A 16,028-nucleotide genomic window follows, 5' to 3' on the forward strand; every position below is an offset into this window, starting at 1 on the left:
ATCTTGAGGAGGCAGACATGGCTATCGTGAAGAAAGCATCCGCGCATTGGGCAGGCGATCTGAAAACCGGCATCGGCTCGATCTCTACCGAGACTGGCGTCCTCAGAGAAGCGCCGTATGGCTTCAAGGCCCGCTTCGAGGGCGGCAAGGGTACCAACCCGGAAGAACTGATCGGCGCGGCGCATGCCGGCTGTTTTTCCATGGCGTTCTCGATGATTCTCGGTGATGCGGGCCTGAAGGCCGAGAGCATCGACACCCAGGCTGAAGTCACCTTGGATCAGGTCGAAGGTGGCTTTGCCATCACCGCGATCAAACTGATCCTCAAGGCGAAAATCCCGGGCGCTACTCAGGCGCAGTTTGAAGAGCTGAGCAACAAGGCCAAGGAAGGGTGCCCGGTGTCCAAGGTGTTGAATGCGAAGATTACCCTTGAGGCTTCGCTGGTCAGCTGAGTCAGCGCTGACTGACCTATTCGCGAGCAAGCCCGCTCCCACCTTTGAAATGCATTCGAATGTGGGAGAGGGCTTGCTCGCGAAGGCGATCTGAATAGCACCACAGTCTCTGAAGATGTGAGCGAAGTCAGAACCCGCGCTGCAAAAATATGGTCGAATAAGTGACAGCAGGTTCAGCGCACGCCCGTGCGCGCTGCCCCAGGGAGCTTCAAAATGAAACGTATTGGCTTGGCGATCCTCTGCAGTGCACTGGCCACCTCGGTTCTCGCCGCACCCAAAGACTGCGAAGAACTCAAGAAAGAAATCGAAATCAAGATCCAGGCGAATGCCGTGCCCTCCTACACACTGGAAATTGTGAGCAAGGAAGAGGCAGACAAACATGACGCGGCGATGGTCGTTGGCAAATGCGATTACGGCAGAAAAGCAATCATCTATCAGAAAAACAGCAACTGACTCATCTCAGCTGAGGCAGTCCATGTCGTGATCCTCGGCAACGATCTCACGCTTGGCGTTGTACAACCGTGCGCTTGGTGTGAAGCCGAGTGAACGGCCCTCCAGCATGTAACGCTGCCCGGCCTCGAAATGGTCGTAGCGGATGTACAGATAGCACAGTCGCTCGACAGGACCGGTCATCAGACTGCCGCCGCCGCCAAACACTTCGAAGTCGTAACGCACCCGCAGCTCATGGCTGCCGGGGGTGACCTGGAAGAAACGCCCGTCGCTCAGGCGTTGATTGTCCAGGCGCTCGGCCATGAGCAATTTGCCGCCCGGGGTCGGCGTCGAGAAATCGACCCAGGCCATTTGTGGATCGACCGGTGGTAATGGAGTCTGGCAGCCGGCGATGACGCCAAACGCGAGCAACAGCATCAACTTGCGCATGATGGATGTCTCAGGATTCAGACCTTAAGCATAACCCCGATCAAGTGCGCTGACAGCCTGCCGGTGTGCCCTGGCCGACCACATTGTGTTGCTCGTCATAGAGCTTGGCCCATGGTCGGAAACCGATGCTGCCAGCTTGCAGCTGATAACGCTGACCGGCGTTGAAGTCCTTGAATTTCACATTCAACTGGCAGTCGCGCCATAGCGGTTCGGCATCGGGGCCGATGTTGGTGGCTTCGACCGGGAATTGATAGCGCACCTGCAATTGGTGGCTGCCGGGCTCAACTTCAAAATAACGTTTGTCGACGGTCACCTTGTCATCGACTTTCAGCGCTTGCAGCGCGGTGTCCTGTTGCCGGGCATCGAGATCGATCCAGGCTTGCGAGGGGTCAGGATCGGGCATTCCGAATCCGGCACAACCGGCCAGCGTCAGCAGGCCTCCTGTCAGCATCAACATGCGCATAGCGAAGCTCCAAATGGCGGGATAGTCTTGCGGGCAGACTTTCCAAAGGATTTTTATTTTGAGCAGGCCGCTTCCAAGCCATGGGTTACTTGATCGCGTTTTTCGGATTTTGTTTCCGGGTGTGATGCTTTTGTTGCTCAACGGTTGTTCCAGCGTCAGCTATTACAGCCAGTTGGCTGGCGGCCAGTTGCAGTTGCTGCGGGCGCGTGAGCCGGTGGCGAAGGTAATTGCCGACCAGAGCCGCGACGCAACATTGCGCGCGCACCTGGTCCAGTCGCAAAAGGCCCGAGTCTTCGCCAGCGAGCACTTGCACCTGCCGGACAACCAGAGCTATCGGCTATATGCCGACATCGGCCGGCCCTATGTGGTGTGGAACGTGTTCGCCACTCCGGAGTTTTCCCTGACGCCCCAGAGCCATTGCTTCCCGATTGCCGGGTGCGTGGCCTACCGTGGGTATTACAGTCAGAGCGCGGCCCGTGGCGAGGCGGCGATCCAGCGCCTGCAGGGCATGGACGTGTCGATTGGCGGCGTCGAGGCCTACTCGACGCTCGGCTGGTTCAATGACCCGATTCTCAATTCGATGATGGGCTGGGGCGACGAACGCGTGGCCACGCTGATCTTTCACGAACTGGCGCATCAGCGCTTCTACGTGAAAGACGACACCGAGTTCAACGAGTCTTACGCCACCTTCGTCGAACAGGAAGGCACCCGCCAGTGGCGCGCGTTTCGCGGCTTGCCGCCGGAGAACAGCTCGTTGATCACCCAGCGCGACCAGTTCACCGTACTGGTGCTCGAGACCCGTTCACGTCTGGAGAAGCTCTATACGCAGCCGTTGCCAGCCGAACAGATGCGCGCGCGCAAAGCGGCGGAGTTCGAGCGGTTTCGCCAGGATTACCGGGTGATGCGCGACAGCCAGTGGGGCGGCGACAAGCGTTATGACACTTGGGTCAATGCGCCGTTGAATAATGCGCGGTTGTTGCCGTTCGGGCTGTATGACCAGTGGGTGCCGGCGTTTGCGGCGTTGTTCAGGCAGGTCGGGGGGGATTGGGTGCGGTTTTATGTTGAGGTCGAGAGGTTGGGTGAGCGGCCGGTGGCTGAGCGTAAGGCGGCACTTAGAGCGCTGGCCGAATCCTGATTGCGCATTGGCTGAACCGGCCCCTTCGCGAGCAAGCCCGCTCCCACAGTTGAAATGCATTCACTCTGTGGGAGCGGGCTTACTCGCGAAGACTGACTGATCAGCGCCGCAAAAACGCCTGGTGCAACTCCGCCAGTGTTTCAAAGTGATAAGCCGGTGCCTCGGCACTCAACTCTTCAAAGCTGCCAAACCCATACCCCACCGCCGCCGCATCCACGCCGTTGCTGCGCGCACCGATCAGGTCATGCTTGCGGTCGCCGATCATCAGCGTATTGGCCGGATCCAGCCCTTCTTCGGCGATCAGGTGCGCAATCAGCTCGACCTTATTGGTTCGCGTGCCATCCAGCTCACTGCCGTAGATCACCTTGAAGTGTTTAGCGAAGTCGAAGTGCCGGGCGATTTCCCGGGCGAACTCCCAAGGTTTGGAGGTCGCGATATACAGCTGTCGCCCTTGCCCGCTGAGGGTTTCCAGCAGCGGCGTGACGCCCTCGAACACACGGTTTTCGTACAGGCCGGTGACCTTGAAGCGCTCGCGGTAGAAATTCACCGCTTGCCAGGCCTTGGCCTCGTCGAAGCCATAGAACTGCATGAACGCCTGCAACAGCGGCGGGCCGATGAAGTGTTCGAGCCTGGTCAGGTCCGGCTCGTCGATGCCGAGTTTGCTTAAGGCAAACTGGATGGAACGGGTGATGCCTTCACGCGGGTCGGTCAGGGTGCCATCGAGGTCGAACAGTACGGTCTGGTAATGCATGAGAAATCCTGAGCAGGTGTAAGTCGTTTCAGAGCTGGTCGTAGCCTTCGGCCAGATGCAGGTCCTTGAGCTTCACGTAGTTCGCCGCGCTGTAGGTGAAGAAGGCTTGTTCCTTGTCGGTCAGCGGGCGGATCTGCTTCACCGGGCTCCCCACGTAGAGGAAGCCACTTTGCAGGCGCTTGCCCGGCGGCACCAGGCTGCCGGCGCCGATGATCACATCATCCTCGACCACCGCGCCGTCCATGACGATGCTGCCCATGCCGATCAACACGCGGCTGCCGACGCTGCAGCCATGCAGCATGACCTTGTGGGCGATGGTCACGTCATCGCCGATCAGCAGCGGGAAACCATCCGGGTTGAACGGGCCGGCGTGGGTGATGTGCAGCACGCAGCCGTCCTGCACGCTGGTGCGCGCACCGATGCGGATGCGGTGCATGTCGCCACGGATCACGGTCAGCGGCCACACGGAGCTGTCTTCGCCGATTTCGACGTCGCCGATCACCACCGCCGAGGCGTCGACAAACGCGCCTTTGCCGAGTTGCGGGGTGTGATTCTGGTACTTGCGAACGGGCACGATAAGTTCTCTCTCTGTCGCCGATAGCTGCGGTGAGTGTCGATTGTAATTAAGATGGGCGCATGTTTCTTCCAGCCAAGGTGCCAACCGTGAGCGTGAACAACCCTCTTCTGCAGTCCTACGACCTGCCGCCGTTCTCCACGATCCGTGCCGAACACGTGCTGCCAGCCATCGAAACGATCCTGGCCGACAACCGCGCCGCTATCGCCGAAATTCTCAAGACCCAGGGCCAGAATCCGACGTGGGCCGGCCTGGTGCTGGCGATGGACGAACTCAATGATCGTCTCGGCGCTGCCTGGAGCCCGGTCAGCCACCTCAACGCCGTGTGCAACAGCGCTGAACTGCGCGAAGCCTACGAGTCGTGCCTGCCAGCCCTGAGCGCCTACTCCACCGAGATGGGCCAGAACCGCGAACTGTTCCAGGCTTATGAAGCGCTGGCCAACAGCCCGGAAGCCGCCGGTTTCGATGTGGCGCAAAAAACCATTCTGGAACACGCCCTGCGCGATTTCCGTCTGTCGGGTATCGACCTGCCGGAAGCCGAACAGAAGCGTTACGCCGAAGTGCAGAGCAAACTGTCCGAGCTGGGCAGCCGCTTCTCCAACCAGTTGCTCGACGCCACGCAAGCCTGGACCAAGCACGTCACCGACGAAGCCGCCCTCGCCGGCCTGACCGATTCGGCCAAGGCGCAAATGGCCGCCGCCGCACAGGCCAAAGGCCTTGATGGCTGGCTGATCACCCTGGAATTCCCGAGCTACTACGCGGTGATGACCTACGCCCAGGACCGCGCGCTGCGTGAAGAAGTCTACACCGCCTACTGCACCCGTGCGTCGGATCAAGGCCCGAACGCCGGTCAGAACGACAACGGCCCGGTGATGGAAGAGATCCTCGACCTGCGTCAGGAGCTGGCAAAACTCTTGGGCTTCGCCAGTTTCGCCGAGCTGAGCCTGGCGACCAAAATGGCCGAGTCCAGCGATCAGGTGCTGAGCTTCCTGCGCGACCTGGCCAAGCGCAGCAAGCCGTTCGCCGCGCAGGATCTGCAGCAGCTGCGCGCGTACGCCGCCGAACAGGGCTGCGCTGATCTGCAAAGCTGGGACAGCGGTTTCTACGGGGAAAAACTCCGCGAGCAACGCTACAGCGTCGCTCAGGAAACCCTGCGCGCCTACTTCCCGATCGATAAAGTCCTCGGCGGTCTGTTCGCCATCGTCCAGCGCCTGTACGGCATCGAAATCGCTGAACTGAAAGGCTTCGATACCTGGCACCCGGACGTGCGCCTGTTCGAAATCAAGGAAAACGGCCAGCATGTCGGCCGCTTCTTCTTCGACCTGTATGCACGCGCCAACAAGCGCGGCGGTGCGTGGATGGACGGCGCCCGCGACCGTCGCCGCACCGTCGACGGCGTGCTGCAAAGCCCGGTGGCCAACCTGGTGTGCAACTTCACCCCGGCCGACAGCGGCAAGCCTGCGCTGCTGACCCACGATGAAGTGACCACCCTGTTCCATGAATTCGGCCATGGCCTGCATCACCTGCTGACCCGTGTCGATCACGCCGGTGTCTCCGGAATCAACGGCGTGGCGTGGGATGCGGTCGAGCTGCCAAGCCAGTTCATGGAAAACTGGTGCTGGGAGCCGGAAGGCCTGGCGCTGATCTCCGGTCACTACGAAACCGGCGAACCACTGCCGCAAGACCTGCTGGAAAAAATGCTCGCGGCGAAGAACTTCCAGTCCGGGTTGATGATGGTGCGTCAGCTGGAATTCTCGCTGTTCGACTTCGAACTGCACGCCACCCACGGTGACGGCCGCAGCGTGGCGCAAGTGCTGGAGGGCGTGCGCGACGAGGTGTCGGTGATGCGTCCACCGGCGTACAACCGCTTCCCCAACAGCTTCGCGCACATCTTCGCCGGCGGTTACGCGGCGGGTTACTACAGCTACAAGTGGGCGGAAGTGCTGTCAGCCGATGCCTTCTCCAAGTTCGAAGAAGACGGCGTGCTCAACGCCGAGACCGGTCGCGCCTTCCGCGAAGCGATTCTGGCGCGCGGCGGTTCGCAGGCGCCGATGGTGCTGTTCGTCGACTTCCGTGGCCGTGAGCCATCGATTGACGCACTCTTGCGCCATAGCGGCCTGAGTGAGGACGCAGCAGCATGAGTGAGGCACCTGTGATTACCAAGAAGCGCTTTATCGCCGGGGCGGTCTGCCCGGCGTGCAGCGAGCCGGACAAACTGATGATGTGGAACGAGGACAGCGTGCCGCACCGCGAGTGCGTGGCCTGCGGTTACTCGGATACGCTGAACGAGCAGGGGTTGTCGGTTCCCAAGGAGTTGGGCACGCGGGTCAATACCAGCGCGCTCAAGCCGGCGGCGGACAAGACGGTCCAGGCCGTGCAGTTTTTCCCGAATCCGAAACTGAAGAAAAAGTCCGAAGACTGAGCCGGCGATTGACCCTCCACGGTGCAATGCCGTGGAGGGTGCGGCTTACTTGAGGTTGACCGACTGAAACCAGCTCTTCATCGAGCAGGTGGCAAAGGCACTGGTGCTGCAATCGCCGTTGGCCAGCGCGGTGCGCAGTTTGTCGACATCAGCCTGCATCACGTAGCGCACGCTATCTTTGAAGTGACCGCTTTCGCCAAAACCACCTTCGGTCATTTCGCGCAACGCGTCTTCCTTGCTCCAGCCCTGCACCACAATCCGGTACATCGCCGCCATCAGGCCGGTGCGGTCAGAGCCATGCTTGCAATGCATCAGCACCGGGCCATTGGTTTCGGCAGCCTGAATCGCGCGCAGGGTCTTGAGCACATCGCTGTCATCAACGTGGTTGGTGCGATACGGCAACTGCACCTGATTGATACCCGGCTCGGACAACCAATTGCTGTCAGCTTCCGGCAGGAAGTTGATCACCGTCACCACTTTCAGATTTTTCAACAACGGCACCACGCCGCCATCCGGCAAGGCACTGCGGTAGAGCGTGGGCGACATCTGGAACAGGTTGTATTGCACTTCCACCGGCTGCGCCCACTCCGGCGGGCGCGACGGCGCAGAGGCGTCAGCCTGGGCCGGCATCAAATGCAGCAGGGCAACAAGCGACAAACACAAAGCAGAAAAAAGGCGCACTCGAGACATGCTGGGCTGACCGTATCGGAATTCATCAATGAGAGGCCTCGCAGCTTCTACGTCCTTCAGTCAAAGCCCTGTGAGGCACTTGTCAAAGAATCGTGAATCCGCACGATTTCATTGAGCGCCAGATAAAAAATGGCGGCTTTTTCCGCTGAATCGGTTCATCCCGATGTGTAGCCTGCTACCATTTGTCACACGATGTTGCAGGCGTCCCCCTTTTCCCGGTCAAGCACCGGGCCACGCCGCGACGAAAAAATGCTCAAGCCGTTCGCAGAAACGGACAACCATCAATGCCTGATGAGGTGCACCCCCATGTCTGATGCAGATCGAGACAACCCCCGGCGTGAGTTCCTGCGCAAATCCCTGACCCTGATTCCCGTGGTCACCCTCGCCGGTACCGGTCTGGGCAGCAGCGTGTTGCAAGCTGCGCCTGAGGCTACCCCGGCGGCGCCAGCAGCCACACCGGTCAAGGCGGACGCCAGTGCTTATCAGCCGAGCTATTTCACCGCCGAGGAATGGGCCTTCATCAACGCCGCCGTGGCGCAATTGATCCCCAACGACGAGCAAGGCCCGGGCGCCCTGGAAGCCGGCGTGCCGGAATACATCGACCGCCAGATGAACACCCCGTACGCCGCCGGTGCCCTGTGGTACATGCAAGGCCCGTTCAACGCCGACGCCGCGCCGGAGATGGGCTGGCAGAGCAAACTGGTGCCAAAAGAGATCTATCGCCTGGGCATCGCCGCGACGGATCAGTGGGCAAAATCGCTCAACGGTAAAACATTTGCCGAGCAAGACAGCGCTACCCGAGACGATCTGCTCAAGCAACTTGAAGCCGGAAAACCGCAGTTCGAGGCGGTTCCCGCGAAGATTTTCTTCAGCCTGCTGCTGCAAAACACCAAGGAAGGGTTCTTCTGCGACCCGATCCACGGTGGCAATAAAGGCATGGTCGGCTGGACCATGATCGGCTTCCCCGGCGCCCGCGCCGATTTCATGGATTGGGTGGAACGCAACGAGCAATACCCCTTCCCGGCAGTTTCGATTCGCGGCGAGAGGGCTTGAGCATGGCAACGGTAATGAAGAAGGTCGACGCAGTGATCGTCGGTTTCGGCTGGACTGGCGCGATCATGGCCAAGGAGCTGACCGAAGCCGGGCTCAACGTGCTGGCGCTGGAACGCGGGCCGATGCAGGACACCTATCCCGACGGCAACTATCCGCAGGTGATCGACGAACTCACCTACAGCGTGCGCAAAAAACTCTTTCAGGACATCTCGAAAGAAACCGTCACCATCCGCCACAGCGTCAACGACATCGCCCTGCCGAACCGCCAGTTGGGTGCGTTCTTGCCGGGCAATGGTGTCGGCGGCGCCGGTCTGCACTGGTCGGGCGTGCACTTTCGTGTCGATCCGATCGAACTGCGCATGCGCAGCCATTACGAAGAACGCTACGGCAAGAGTTTCATCCCCAAGGACATGACCATCCAGGACTTCGGCGTCAGCTATGAAGAGCTGGAGCCGTTCTTCGATTTCGCCGAAAAAGTCTTCGGCACCTCCGGCCAGGCCTGGACTGTAAAAGGCCAACTGGTCGGTCAGGGCAAGGGCGGTAACCCGTACGCACCGGATCGCTCCAATCCGTTCCCGCTGGAAGCGCAGAAGAACACCGTTTCCGCACAACTGTTCGGCAAAGCGGCGACAGAAGTCGGTTACAAACCCTACAACCTGCCTTCGGCGAATACTTCAGGCCCTTACACCAATCCCTACGGCGCGCAGATGGGCCCGTGCAACTTCTGCGGATTCTGCAGCGGTTACGTTTGCTACATGTATTCCAAGGCTTCGCCGAACGTGAACATTCTGCCGGCGCTGCGTCCGCTGCCGAATTTCGAGCTGCGCGCCAACGCCCATGTGCTGCGGGTCAATCTCGACAGCACCAAGTCCAAAGCCACCGGCGTGACTTACATCGACGGCCAGGGCCGCGAGATCGAGCAACCGGCGGATCTGGTGATCCTCGGCGCCTTCCAGCTGCACAACGTGCGCCTGATGTTGCTTTCGGGCATCGGCAAACCGTACGACCCGATCAGCGGCGAAGGCGTGGTCGGGCGTAACTTCGCCTACCAGAACATGGCGACCATCAAGGCGTTCTTCGACAAGGACACCCACACCAACAACTTCATCGGCGCCGGCGGCAACGGCGTGGCGCTGGACGATTTCAACGCCGACAACTTCGACCACGGTCCGCATGGCTTCGTCGGCGGCTCGCCAATGTGGGTCAACCAGGCGGGCAGCCGTCCGATTGCCGGCACCTCGAACCCGCCCGGCACCCCAGCCTGGGGCAGCCAGTGGAAACGCGCGACCGCCGATTACTACACCCACCAGGTGTCGATGGACGCCCACGGCGCGCATCAGTCCTACCGTGGCAACTACCTCGATCTGGATCCGGTGTACCGCGATGCCTACGGCTTGCCGCTGCTGCGCATGACCTTCGACTGGCAGGAAAACGACATCAAGATGAACCGCTTCATGGTCGAGAAAATGGGCAAGGTCGCCCAAGCCATGGGCCCGAAAGCCATTGCGGTGATCGGCAAGCAGGTCGGTGATCACTTCAATACCGCGGCCTACCAGACCACCCACCTCAACGGTGGCGCGATCATGGGCACCGATCCGAAGAAGAGTGCTCTGAACCGTTACTTGCAGAGCTGGGACGTGCACAACGTGTTCGTGCCGGGAGCTTCGGCGTTCCCGCAGGGCTTGGGTTACAACCCGACCGGGCTGGTGGCGGCGTTGACCTACTGGTCGGCCAAGGCGATTCGCGAGCAATACCTGAAAAACCCCGGCCCGCTGGTTCAGGCTTAAGGAGCGATGACCATGAAAAATCTCGTTATCGCCACCCTGGCCCTGCTCGGCAGTGCTGCCGTGCACGCCGCCGACGTCGATCAAGCGTTGATCAAACAAGGCGAATACCTCGCCCGCGCGGGTGACTGCGTGGCCTGCCACACCGCCAAGGGCGGCAAACCGTTCGCCGGCGGCCTGCCGATGGAAACGCCGATCGGCACGATCTACTCGACCAACATCACCCCGGACAAAACCGGTCTGGGTGACTACAGCTTCGAGGACTTCGACAAAGCGGTGCGCCACGGCGTCGCCAAAAACGGTAGTACGTTGTACCCGGCAATGCCCTATCCGTCCTACGCCCGGGTCAGCGAAACCGACATGCAAGCGCTTTACGCTTACTTCATGCACGGCGTCGAACCGGTGGCCCAAGAGAACAAGGCCAGCGACATTCCATGGCCGCTGAGCATGCGCTGGCCGCTGATGGGCTGGCGCTGGCTGTTCGCGCCAAAGGTCGAGGACTACAAGGCCACCTCGGATGATCCGGTGATCGATCGCGGCGCCTATCTGGTCGAAGGCCTCGGCCATTGCGGCGCCTGCCACACGCCACGGGCCCTGACCATGCAAGAAAAATCCCTGAGCGCCACCGACGGCAAAAACTTCCTCGCCGGCAGTGCACCGCTGGAAGGCTGGATCGCCAAGAGTCTGCGCGGTGATCACAAGGATGGCCTGGGCAGCTGGAACGAAGAGCAGCTGGTGCAGTTCCTCAAGACCGGACGCAGCGACCGCAGCGCAGTGTTCGGCGGCATGAGCGATGTGGTCACCCACAGCATGCAGTACATGACCGATGCCGACCTGACCGCAATTGCTCGTTACCTCAAGTCGCTGCCGGCCGTTGATCCAAACGATCAGCCGCACCAGTACGACGAGAAAGCGGCCAAAGCCCTGTGGAACGGCGACGACAGCCAGCGCGGCGCGGCGGTGTACATCGACAACTGCGCGGCCTGCCACCGTACCGACGGCCATGGTTACACCCGAGTGTTCCCGGCGCTGGCGGGCAATCCGGTGCTGCAATCGGAAGACCCGACCTCACTGATCCACATCGTGCTCAAGGGCGGCACCCTGCCGGCCACACACACCGCGCCATCGACCTTCACCATGCCGGCGTACGCCTGGCGGTTGTCGGATCAGGAAGTGGCGGATGTGGTGAGTTTCATTCGTGGCAGCTGGGGCAACAAAGGGGCACCGGTCAAGGCCAGTGATGTGGCCGCGCTGCGCAAGGATGATATGCAGACCACGTCCGGTGATGACCTCGGTCAGGTGACGCAACACAACAACTGAGCAATCGCCCGACGGCACTAGTCAGATGTGCTACGCCCCGATACTGTGTGCATATACAGTATCGGGGCGTTTTCATGTCTACTCCATTGCCACCTCGCGGTCGCGGCACCGCGACCAACCCGCACAACCGCTTTGCGCCGAATCGCTCGGTGGTCGAGGACGACGGCTGGTACCAGGAAGTGCCCGAGACGCAGAACACCGAGGTGATGATCGAGACCGCGAAAACCATCATCACCCGCAACACCTCGCCTGACCTGCCGTTCGACCGCTCGATCAATCCCTACCGCGGCTGCGAGCACGGTTGCATCTATTGCTATGCGCGACCGAGCCACGCCTATTGGGACATGTCGCCGGGGCTGGATTTCGAAACCCGGCTGATCGCCAAGACCAACGCCGCCCAGGTGCTGGAGGAGCAGCTTGGGAAAAAAGGCTATCAATGCGCGCCGATCAATCTGGGTTCCAACACCGATCCGTATCAGCCCATCGAACGCGAGCACAAGATCACCCGGCAGACCCTCGAAGTGCTGCTGCGCTACCGGCATCCGGTGACCATTGTCACCAAGGGTTCGCTGATCCTGCGCGACCTCGACCTGCTCACCGAACTGGCGCAGCAACGACTGGTGGCGGTGATGATCAGCCTGACCACGCTGGACGACGAACTCAAACGCATCCTCGAACCCCGCGCCGCCGCGCCCAAAGCCCGATTACGAGCGATCCGGGTGATGCGCGAAGCAGGCATTCCCGTGGGGGTGCTGTGTTCGCCAATGATTCCGATGATCAACGACAGCGAAATCGAAAGCCTGCTGGCCGAAGCCCACGCCGCTGGCGCGCAAAGCGCCGCCTACATGATGTTGCGCCTGCCGCTGGAGGTGGCGCCGCTGTTCGAGGAATGGCTGCAGGCGCACTATCCGCAGCGGGCCGCCCATGTGCTGAGCCTGATCCGCCAGAGCCGTGGCGGCGAGCTCTACGACAGCCGTTTCGGTGCACGGATGCGCGGCGAGGGACCGTTCGCCGACCTGCTTGCGCAGCGTTTCGCCAAAGCCATTAAACGTCTCGGTTTGAACCACCGTGAAGGCTACAACCTCGATTGCACTGCCTTCTGTCCGCCGGGTCGCCAGATGTCATTGATTTAGCGACAATTAGCCTACGGTTGATGGGTTGGAATCCTTCCGTCGAAACACGCCAGTCACGTTTTTTGTGATCTGGAACACACGTTTTAGAGCGCTTGATTCAGTTTGAGTTAAGTTTCGGCGGCTACCTTGTTCATCGAGTGACTGACGGGTCGGGATGGCCCGGATGTTTTAAACAGCCACTGGCTTCATACCGGAATACACGGGAACGACTCCCCGAATCCGCCAAAGAGGATGAATCATGAGTGACAAGGATAAACAGCCGTTGGCTGCGTCGGCGCAAGCCGTCACTGGGGCGGAATCCGCCGATGCAGCGCTGCGAACGATCGTTGACGGCTTTTTGCATTTTCATCATGAGGTCTTCCCCCAGCAGGAAGAACTCTTCAAGAAACTCGCCACGGCGCAATCGCCACGGGCAATGTTCATCACCTGTGCCGACTCGCGCATCGTGCCCGAGCTGATCACCCAGAGCTCCCCCGGTGATCTGTTCGTGACCCGTAACGTCGGCAACGTCGTGCCGCCTTACGGCCAGATGAACGGCGGCGTTTCCACCGCCATCGAATACGCGGTACTGGCACTGGGCGTGCAGCACATCATCATCTGCGGCCATTCCGATTGCGGCGCCATGCGTGCGGTACTCAACCCGGACAGCCTGGAAAAAATGCCGACGGTCAAAGCCTGGTTGCGCCACGCCGAAGTGGCAAAAACCATGGTGCACGAAAACTGTAACTGCACCGACGAAAAAGAAAGCATGCCGATCCTCACCGAGGAGAACGTCATCGCCCAACTGCAGCACTTGCGTACCCATCCTTCGGTAGCCTCACGCATGGCGAACGGTCAACTGTTCATCCATGGCTGGGTCTACAACATCGAAACCAGCGAAATCAAAGCTTACGACGCGGATCAGGGACGCTTCCTGCCGCTCGACGGCAGCCATCCGATTCCGGTGGCGACGCCCAAAGCGCGCTTCTAAATCTTCCTAAAAATCTGTGTGGTTTGACGCCGGCCGCTGTTTCAGCGGCCCGGCCTCGCCATGCCTGAAGAAAACTTCGGGAGAGTCACCATGCGTGCTGCTCAATTGAAAGCGGTTCTGCCACGGGAGCTGCTGGCTTCGGTGGTGGTGTTTCTGGTCGCGCTGCCGCTGTGCATGGGCATTGCGATTGCGTCAGGGTTGCCGCCAGCCAAAGGCCTGATCACCGGGATTATCGGTGGCTTGGTGGTCGGGTGGCTGGCGGGTTCGCCGTTGCAGGTCAGCGGGCCGGCGGCGGGTCTGGCAGTGCTGGTATTCGAGCTGGTGCGCCAGCATGGGATCGAGATGCTCGGGCCGATTCTGCTGCTCGCCGGTTTCCTGCAACTGGTGGCCGGGCGCCTGAAGCTCGGTTGCTGGTTTCGGGTCACGGCACCAGCGGTGGTCTACGGCATGCTCGCGGGGATCGGCGTGTTGATCGTGCTCTCACAAGTGCACGTGATGCTCGATGCCAAGCCACAACCGTCCGGCCTGGATAACCTCACGGCCTTCCCCGGCGCGGTGGCGCAGGCCTTGCCGTCGTTCGGCTGGCAGGCCGGGTTGCTCGGGCTGGCGACCATTGCGGTGATGTGGCTGTGGGAGAAGTTTCGCCCGCATTCGCTGCGCTTCATTCCCGGCGCGCTGCTCGGTGTCGGTCTGGCCACGGGTGCCAGCCTGCTGCTGGCGCTGCAGGTCAAACGCGTCGAGGTGCCGGAGAATCTGGCCGAAGCCATCGACTGGCTGAAACCGGCGGACCTGCTCAGCCTCGCCGACCCGACCCTGCTGATCGCTGCGTTTGCCGTGGCGTTTATCGCCAGCGCCGAAACGCTGTTGTCCGCCGCCGCGGTGGATCGCATGCACAACGGCGTGCGCTCGGATTTCGACCGTGAACTGTCAGCGCAAGGTGTCGGCAACATGCTCTGCGGTCTGGTCGGTGCGCTGCCGATGACCGGGGTAATCGTGCGCAGTTCGGCCAACGTGCAGGCCGGCGCGACCACCCGATACTCGACGATCTTCCATGGTCTGTGGCTGCTGGCATTCGTGCTGTTGCTGTCGAGCGTGCTGCAGAGCATTCCGGTGGCGAGTCTGGCGGGGGTACTGGTGTACACCGGGTTCAAACTGGTGGACTTGAAAGCGTTTCGCGGCCTGGGCCGTTACGGGCGGATGCCGATGTTCACCTACGCCGCCACGGCGCTGGCGATCATCTTCACCGACCTGCTGACCGGTGTGTTGATCGGTTTCGGTTTGACGATGTTGAAACTGGCCTTCAAGGCTTCACGCCTGAAGATCAGCCTGATCGACCTGCCGCAGGACGGTGAGATGGAGTTACGTCTGGTCGGTGCGGCGACCTTTCTCAAGGTGCCGGCGCTGACTCAGGTGCTGGGCAGCATTCCGGCGGGGACGACGGTGCATGTGCCGCTCAATAACCTGAGCTACATCGACCATTCGTGTCTGGAGTTGCTGGAAGAGTGGGGCCGGGCGAATGCGGCGAAGGGGTCGAAGCTGTTGATCGAGTCGCGCGGGTTGAAGCGACGGTTGGAGGGACGGGTTCGGACTAATACCAGGATCGGTGCGGCAGGTTAAATCCCTTATATACAAATAAACCCTGTGGGAGGGGGCTTGCTCCCGAAGGCGGTGGATCAGTCGATATTGATATTGACTGACCCACCGCCTTCGGGAGCAAGCCCCCTCCCACAATTGCGATTTGTACCGGGCTTTGAATCAGGCGGCTGGCTGATCCAGCTCCAGGCCCACACCCAGGCGGCGGCCCATGCACGGCCAGCGCTTCCACGCGGCACCGGTATCCGGGCTGCTCAGTTTGTCGCGGTAGGCCTCTACCGATTCCAGCGCAAAACTATCGTCGTCGAGCATCTCGTCGATGGTGTGATGCACCACTTCGTCCAGTTGATTGGCAAATTCCTCACCGAGCAATTGGTGAGCAATCAGGTTGGCGACCGTCATGTCCAAGGGGATCAGTGGCTGGCCGAGGTGCTTGATGTACAGGTCGTTGACCTCTTCGACAAAGCGGTGCGCCAGATAGGCTTCGTCCAACAGGCTGTCCAGGCCGACCGGCGGCTGAAGGAAGTACTGCTCGGCGATTTTCAGCACCGGTTTGATCTGCGACTCGATTCCCGCTTCCCTGGCAACTTCATTGGCTGCGTCCAGCATGTCTGGTACTTCGTCGATATAGGCGGTGACGAATTTCGTCAACGCTTCTTCGCGGTTGGCGTCCGGCAACTGAATGGCGGAATGCAAATGAGGCAACTTGGCTTCCAGCTGACGCTTGAGGCGTCCGGTTTCATTTTCGGTTTGTCGGGCTTTTTGGATCTGCTCGCGCAATGCGGCGGTGTTCATGAAAACTCCAGGAAACA

Annotated in this window: 17 protein-coding genes; 11 read left to right on the plus strand and 6 right to left on the minus strand. The window is 60.7% G+C overall.

The features are described from left to right. The first annotated feature begins 17 nt into the window (after positions 1–17). Positions 18–449, plus strand: coding sequence for an OsmC family protein (locus LCH64_RS15450; RefSeq protein WP_007962818.1), 432 nt, complete (start codon positions 18–20; stop codon positions 447–449). A gap of 213 nt (positions 450–662) precedes the next feature. After that, positions 663–902, plus strand: coding sequence for a DUF1161 domain-containing protein (locus tag LCH64_RS15455; protein WP_201136122.1), 240 nt, complete (start codon positions 663–665; stop codon positions 900–902). Between the two features lie 6 nt (positions 903–908). Here the strand turns inward: LCH64_RS15455 and LCH64_RS15460 are convergent, their stop codons facing one another. Then, positions 909–1,328: a hypothetical protein gene (locus tag LCH64_RS15460; protein WP_003220381.1), complete on the minus strand. Its 420-nt coding sequence runs from the start codon at positions 1,326–1,328 to the stop codon at positions 909–911. Between the two features lie 40 nt (positions 1,329–1,368). Next, positions 1,369–1,791 carry a hypothetical protein gene (locus LCH64_RS15465; RefSeq protein ID WP_003220379.1) on the minus strand — a complete coding sequence of 141 codons (423 nt, stop codon included), beginning with the start codon at positions 1,789–1,791 and terminating at the stop codon, positions 1,369–1,371. A gap of 58 nt (positions 1,792–1,849) precedes the next feature. Between LCH64_RS15465 and LCH64_RS15470 the strand changes: the two genes are divergently transcribed. After that, positions 1,850–2,926: an aminopeptidase gene (locus LCH64_RS15470; protein ID WP_226500678.1), complete on the plus strand. Its 1,077-nt coding sequence runs from the start codon at positions 1,850–1,852 to the stop codon at positions 2,924–2,926. A gap of 100 nt (positions 2,927–3,026) precedes the next feature. Here the strand turns inward: LCH64_RS15470 and LCH64_RS15475 are convergent, their stop codons facing one another. Beyond that, the gene (locus tag LCH64_RS15475; RefSeq protein WP_226500679.1) at positions 3,027–3,677 is read right to left on the minus strand and encodes an HAD family hydrolase; all 651 of its coding nucleotides are present in this window, start codon (positions 3,675–3,677) and stop codon (positions 3,027–3,029) included. A 28-nt stretch (positions 3,678–3,705) separates the two neighbouring features. Then, on the minus strand, positions 3,706–4,251 hold the full coding sequence (locus tag LCH64_RS15480; RefSeq protein ID WP_103519928.1) for a gamma carbonic anhydrase family protein: 546 nt from the start codon (positions 4,249–4,251) through the stop codon (positions 3,706–3,708). 62 nt (positions 4,252–4,313) lie between these two features. On the opposite strand from LCH64_RS15480, the gene prlC reads away from it, so the two are divergent. Together prlC and LCH64_RS15490 are read left to right on the plus strand one after the other, a co-directional pair. Beyond that, positions 4,314–6,392, plus strand: coding sequence for an oligopeptidase A (gene prlC, locus LCH64_RS15485; protein ID WP_226500680.1), 2,079 nt, complete (start codon positions 4,314–4,316; stop codon positions 6,390–6,392). Beyond that, positions 6,389–6,673, plus strand: coding sequence for a YheV family putative zinc ribbon protein (locus LCH64_RS15490; protein WP_003220371.1), 285 nt, complete (start codon positions 6,389–6,391; stop codon positions 6,671–6,673). The genes prlC and LCH64_RS15490 overlap by 4 nt, the downstream gene beginning before the upstream one ends. Positions 6,674–6,718: 45 nt before the next feature. On the opposite strand, the gene LCH64_RS15495 is transcribed toward LCH64_RS15490, so the two are convergent. Beyond that, entirely contained in the window at positions 6,719–7,363 is a 645-nt protein-coding gene (locus LCH64_RS15495) for a dual specificity protein phosphatase family protein (RefSeq protein WP_103483948.1), read from the minus strand. Between the two features lie 306 nt (positions 7,364–7,669). On the opposite strand from LCH64_RS15495, the gene LCH64_RS15500 reads away from it, so the two are divergent. The 6 genes from LCH64_RS15500 to LCH64_RS15525 all read left to right on the plus strand — a co-directional run bounded on the left by LCH64_RS15500 (position 7,670) and on the right by LCH64_RS15525 (position 15,240). Continuing rightward, entirely contained in the window at positions 7,670–8,416 is a 747-nt protein-coding gene (locus LCH64_RS15500; protein WP_226500681.1) for a gluconate 2-dehydrogenase subunit 3 family protein, read from the plus strand. 2 nt (positions 8,417–8,418) lie between these two features. Then, the gene (locus LCH64_RS15505; RefSeq protein WP_003220366.1) at positions 8,419–10,203 is read left to right on the plus strand and encodes a GMC family oxidoreductase; all 1,785 of its coding nucleotides are present in this window, start codon (positions 8,419–8,421) and stop codon (positions 10,201–10,203) included. A 12-nt stretch (positions 10,204–10,215) separates the two neighbouring features. Continuing rightward, positions 10,216–11,520 carry a cytochrome c gene (locus tag LCH64_RS15510; protein WP_226500682.1) on the plus strand — a complete coding sequence of 435 codons (1,305 nt, stop codon included), beginning with the start codon at positions 10,216–10,218 and terminating at the stop codon, positions 11,518–11,520. 74 nt (positions 11,521–11,594) lie between these two features. Next, positions 11,595–12,653 carry a PA0069 family radical SAM protein gene (locus tag LCH64_RS15515; RefSeq protein WP_226500683.1) on the plus strand — a complete coding sequence of 353 codons (1,059 nt, stop codon included), beginning with the start codon at positions 11,595–11,597 and terminating at the stop codon, positions 12,651–12,653. Positions 12,654–12,891: 238 nt separating this feature from the next. After that, positions 12,892–13,623, plus strand: a complete 732-nt coding sequence (locus LCH64_RS15520; protein ID WP_226500684.1) for a carbonic anhydrase — start codon at positions 12,892–12,894, stop codon at positions 13,621–13,623. A 90-nt stretch (positions 13,624–13,713) separates the two neighbouring features. Next, positions 13,714–15,240, plus strand: a complete 1,527-nt coding sequence (locus LCH64_RS15525) for a SulP family inorganic anion transporter (protein ID WP_226500685.1) — start codon at positions 13,714–13,716, stop codon at positions 15,238–15,240. A gap of 138 nt (positions 15,241–15,378) precedes the next feature. Here the strand turns inward: LCH64_RS15525 and LCH64_RS15530 are convergent, their stop codons facing one another. Then, positions 15,379–16,011: a hypothetical protein gene (locus tag LCH64_RS15530; protein ID WP_226500686.1), complete on the minus strand. Its 633-nt coding sequence runs from the start codon at positions 16,009–16,011 to the stop codon at positions 15,379–15,381. Positions 16,012–16,028 lie beyond the last annotated feature (17 nt).

It is taken from the genome of Pseudomonas sp. MWU16-30322 (assembly GCF_020515535.1).
In the GTDB taxonomy this organism is placed as follows: Bacteria; Pseudomonadota; Gammaproteobacteria; order Pseudomonadales; family Pseudomonadaceae; genus Aquipseudomonas; species Aquipseudomonas fluorescens_H.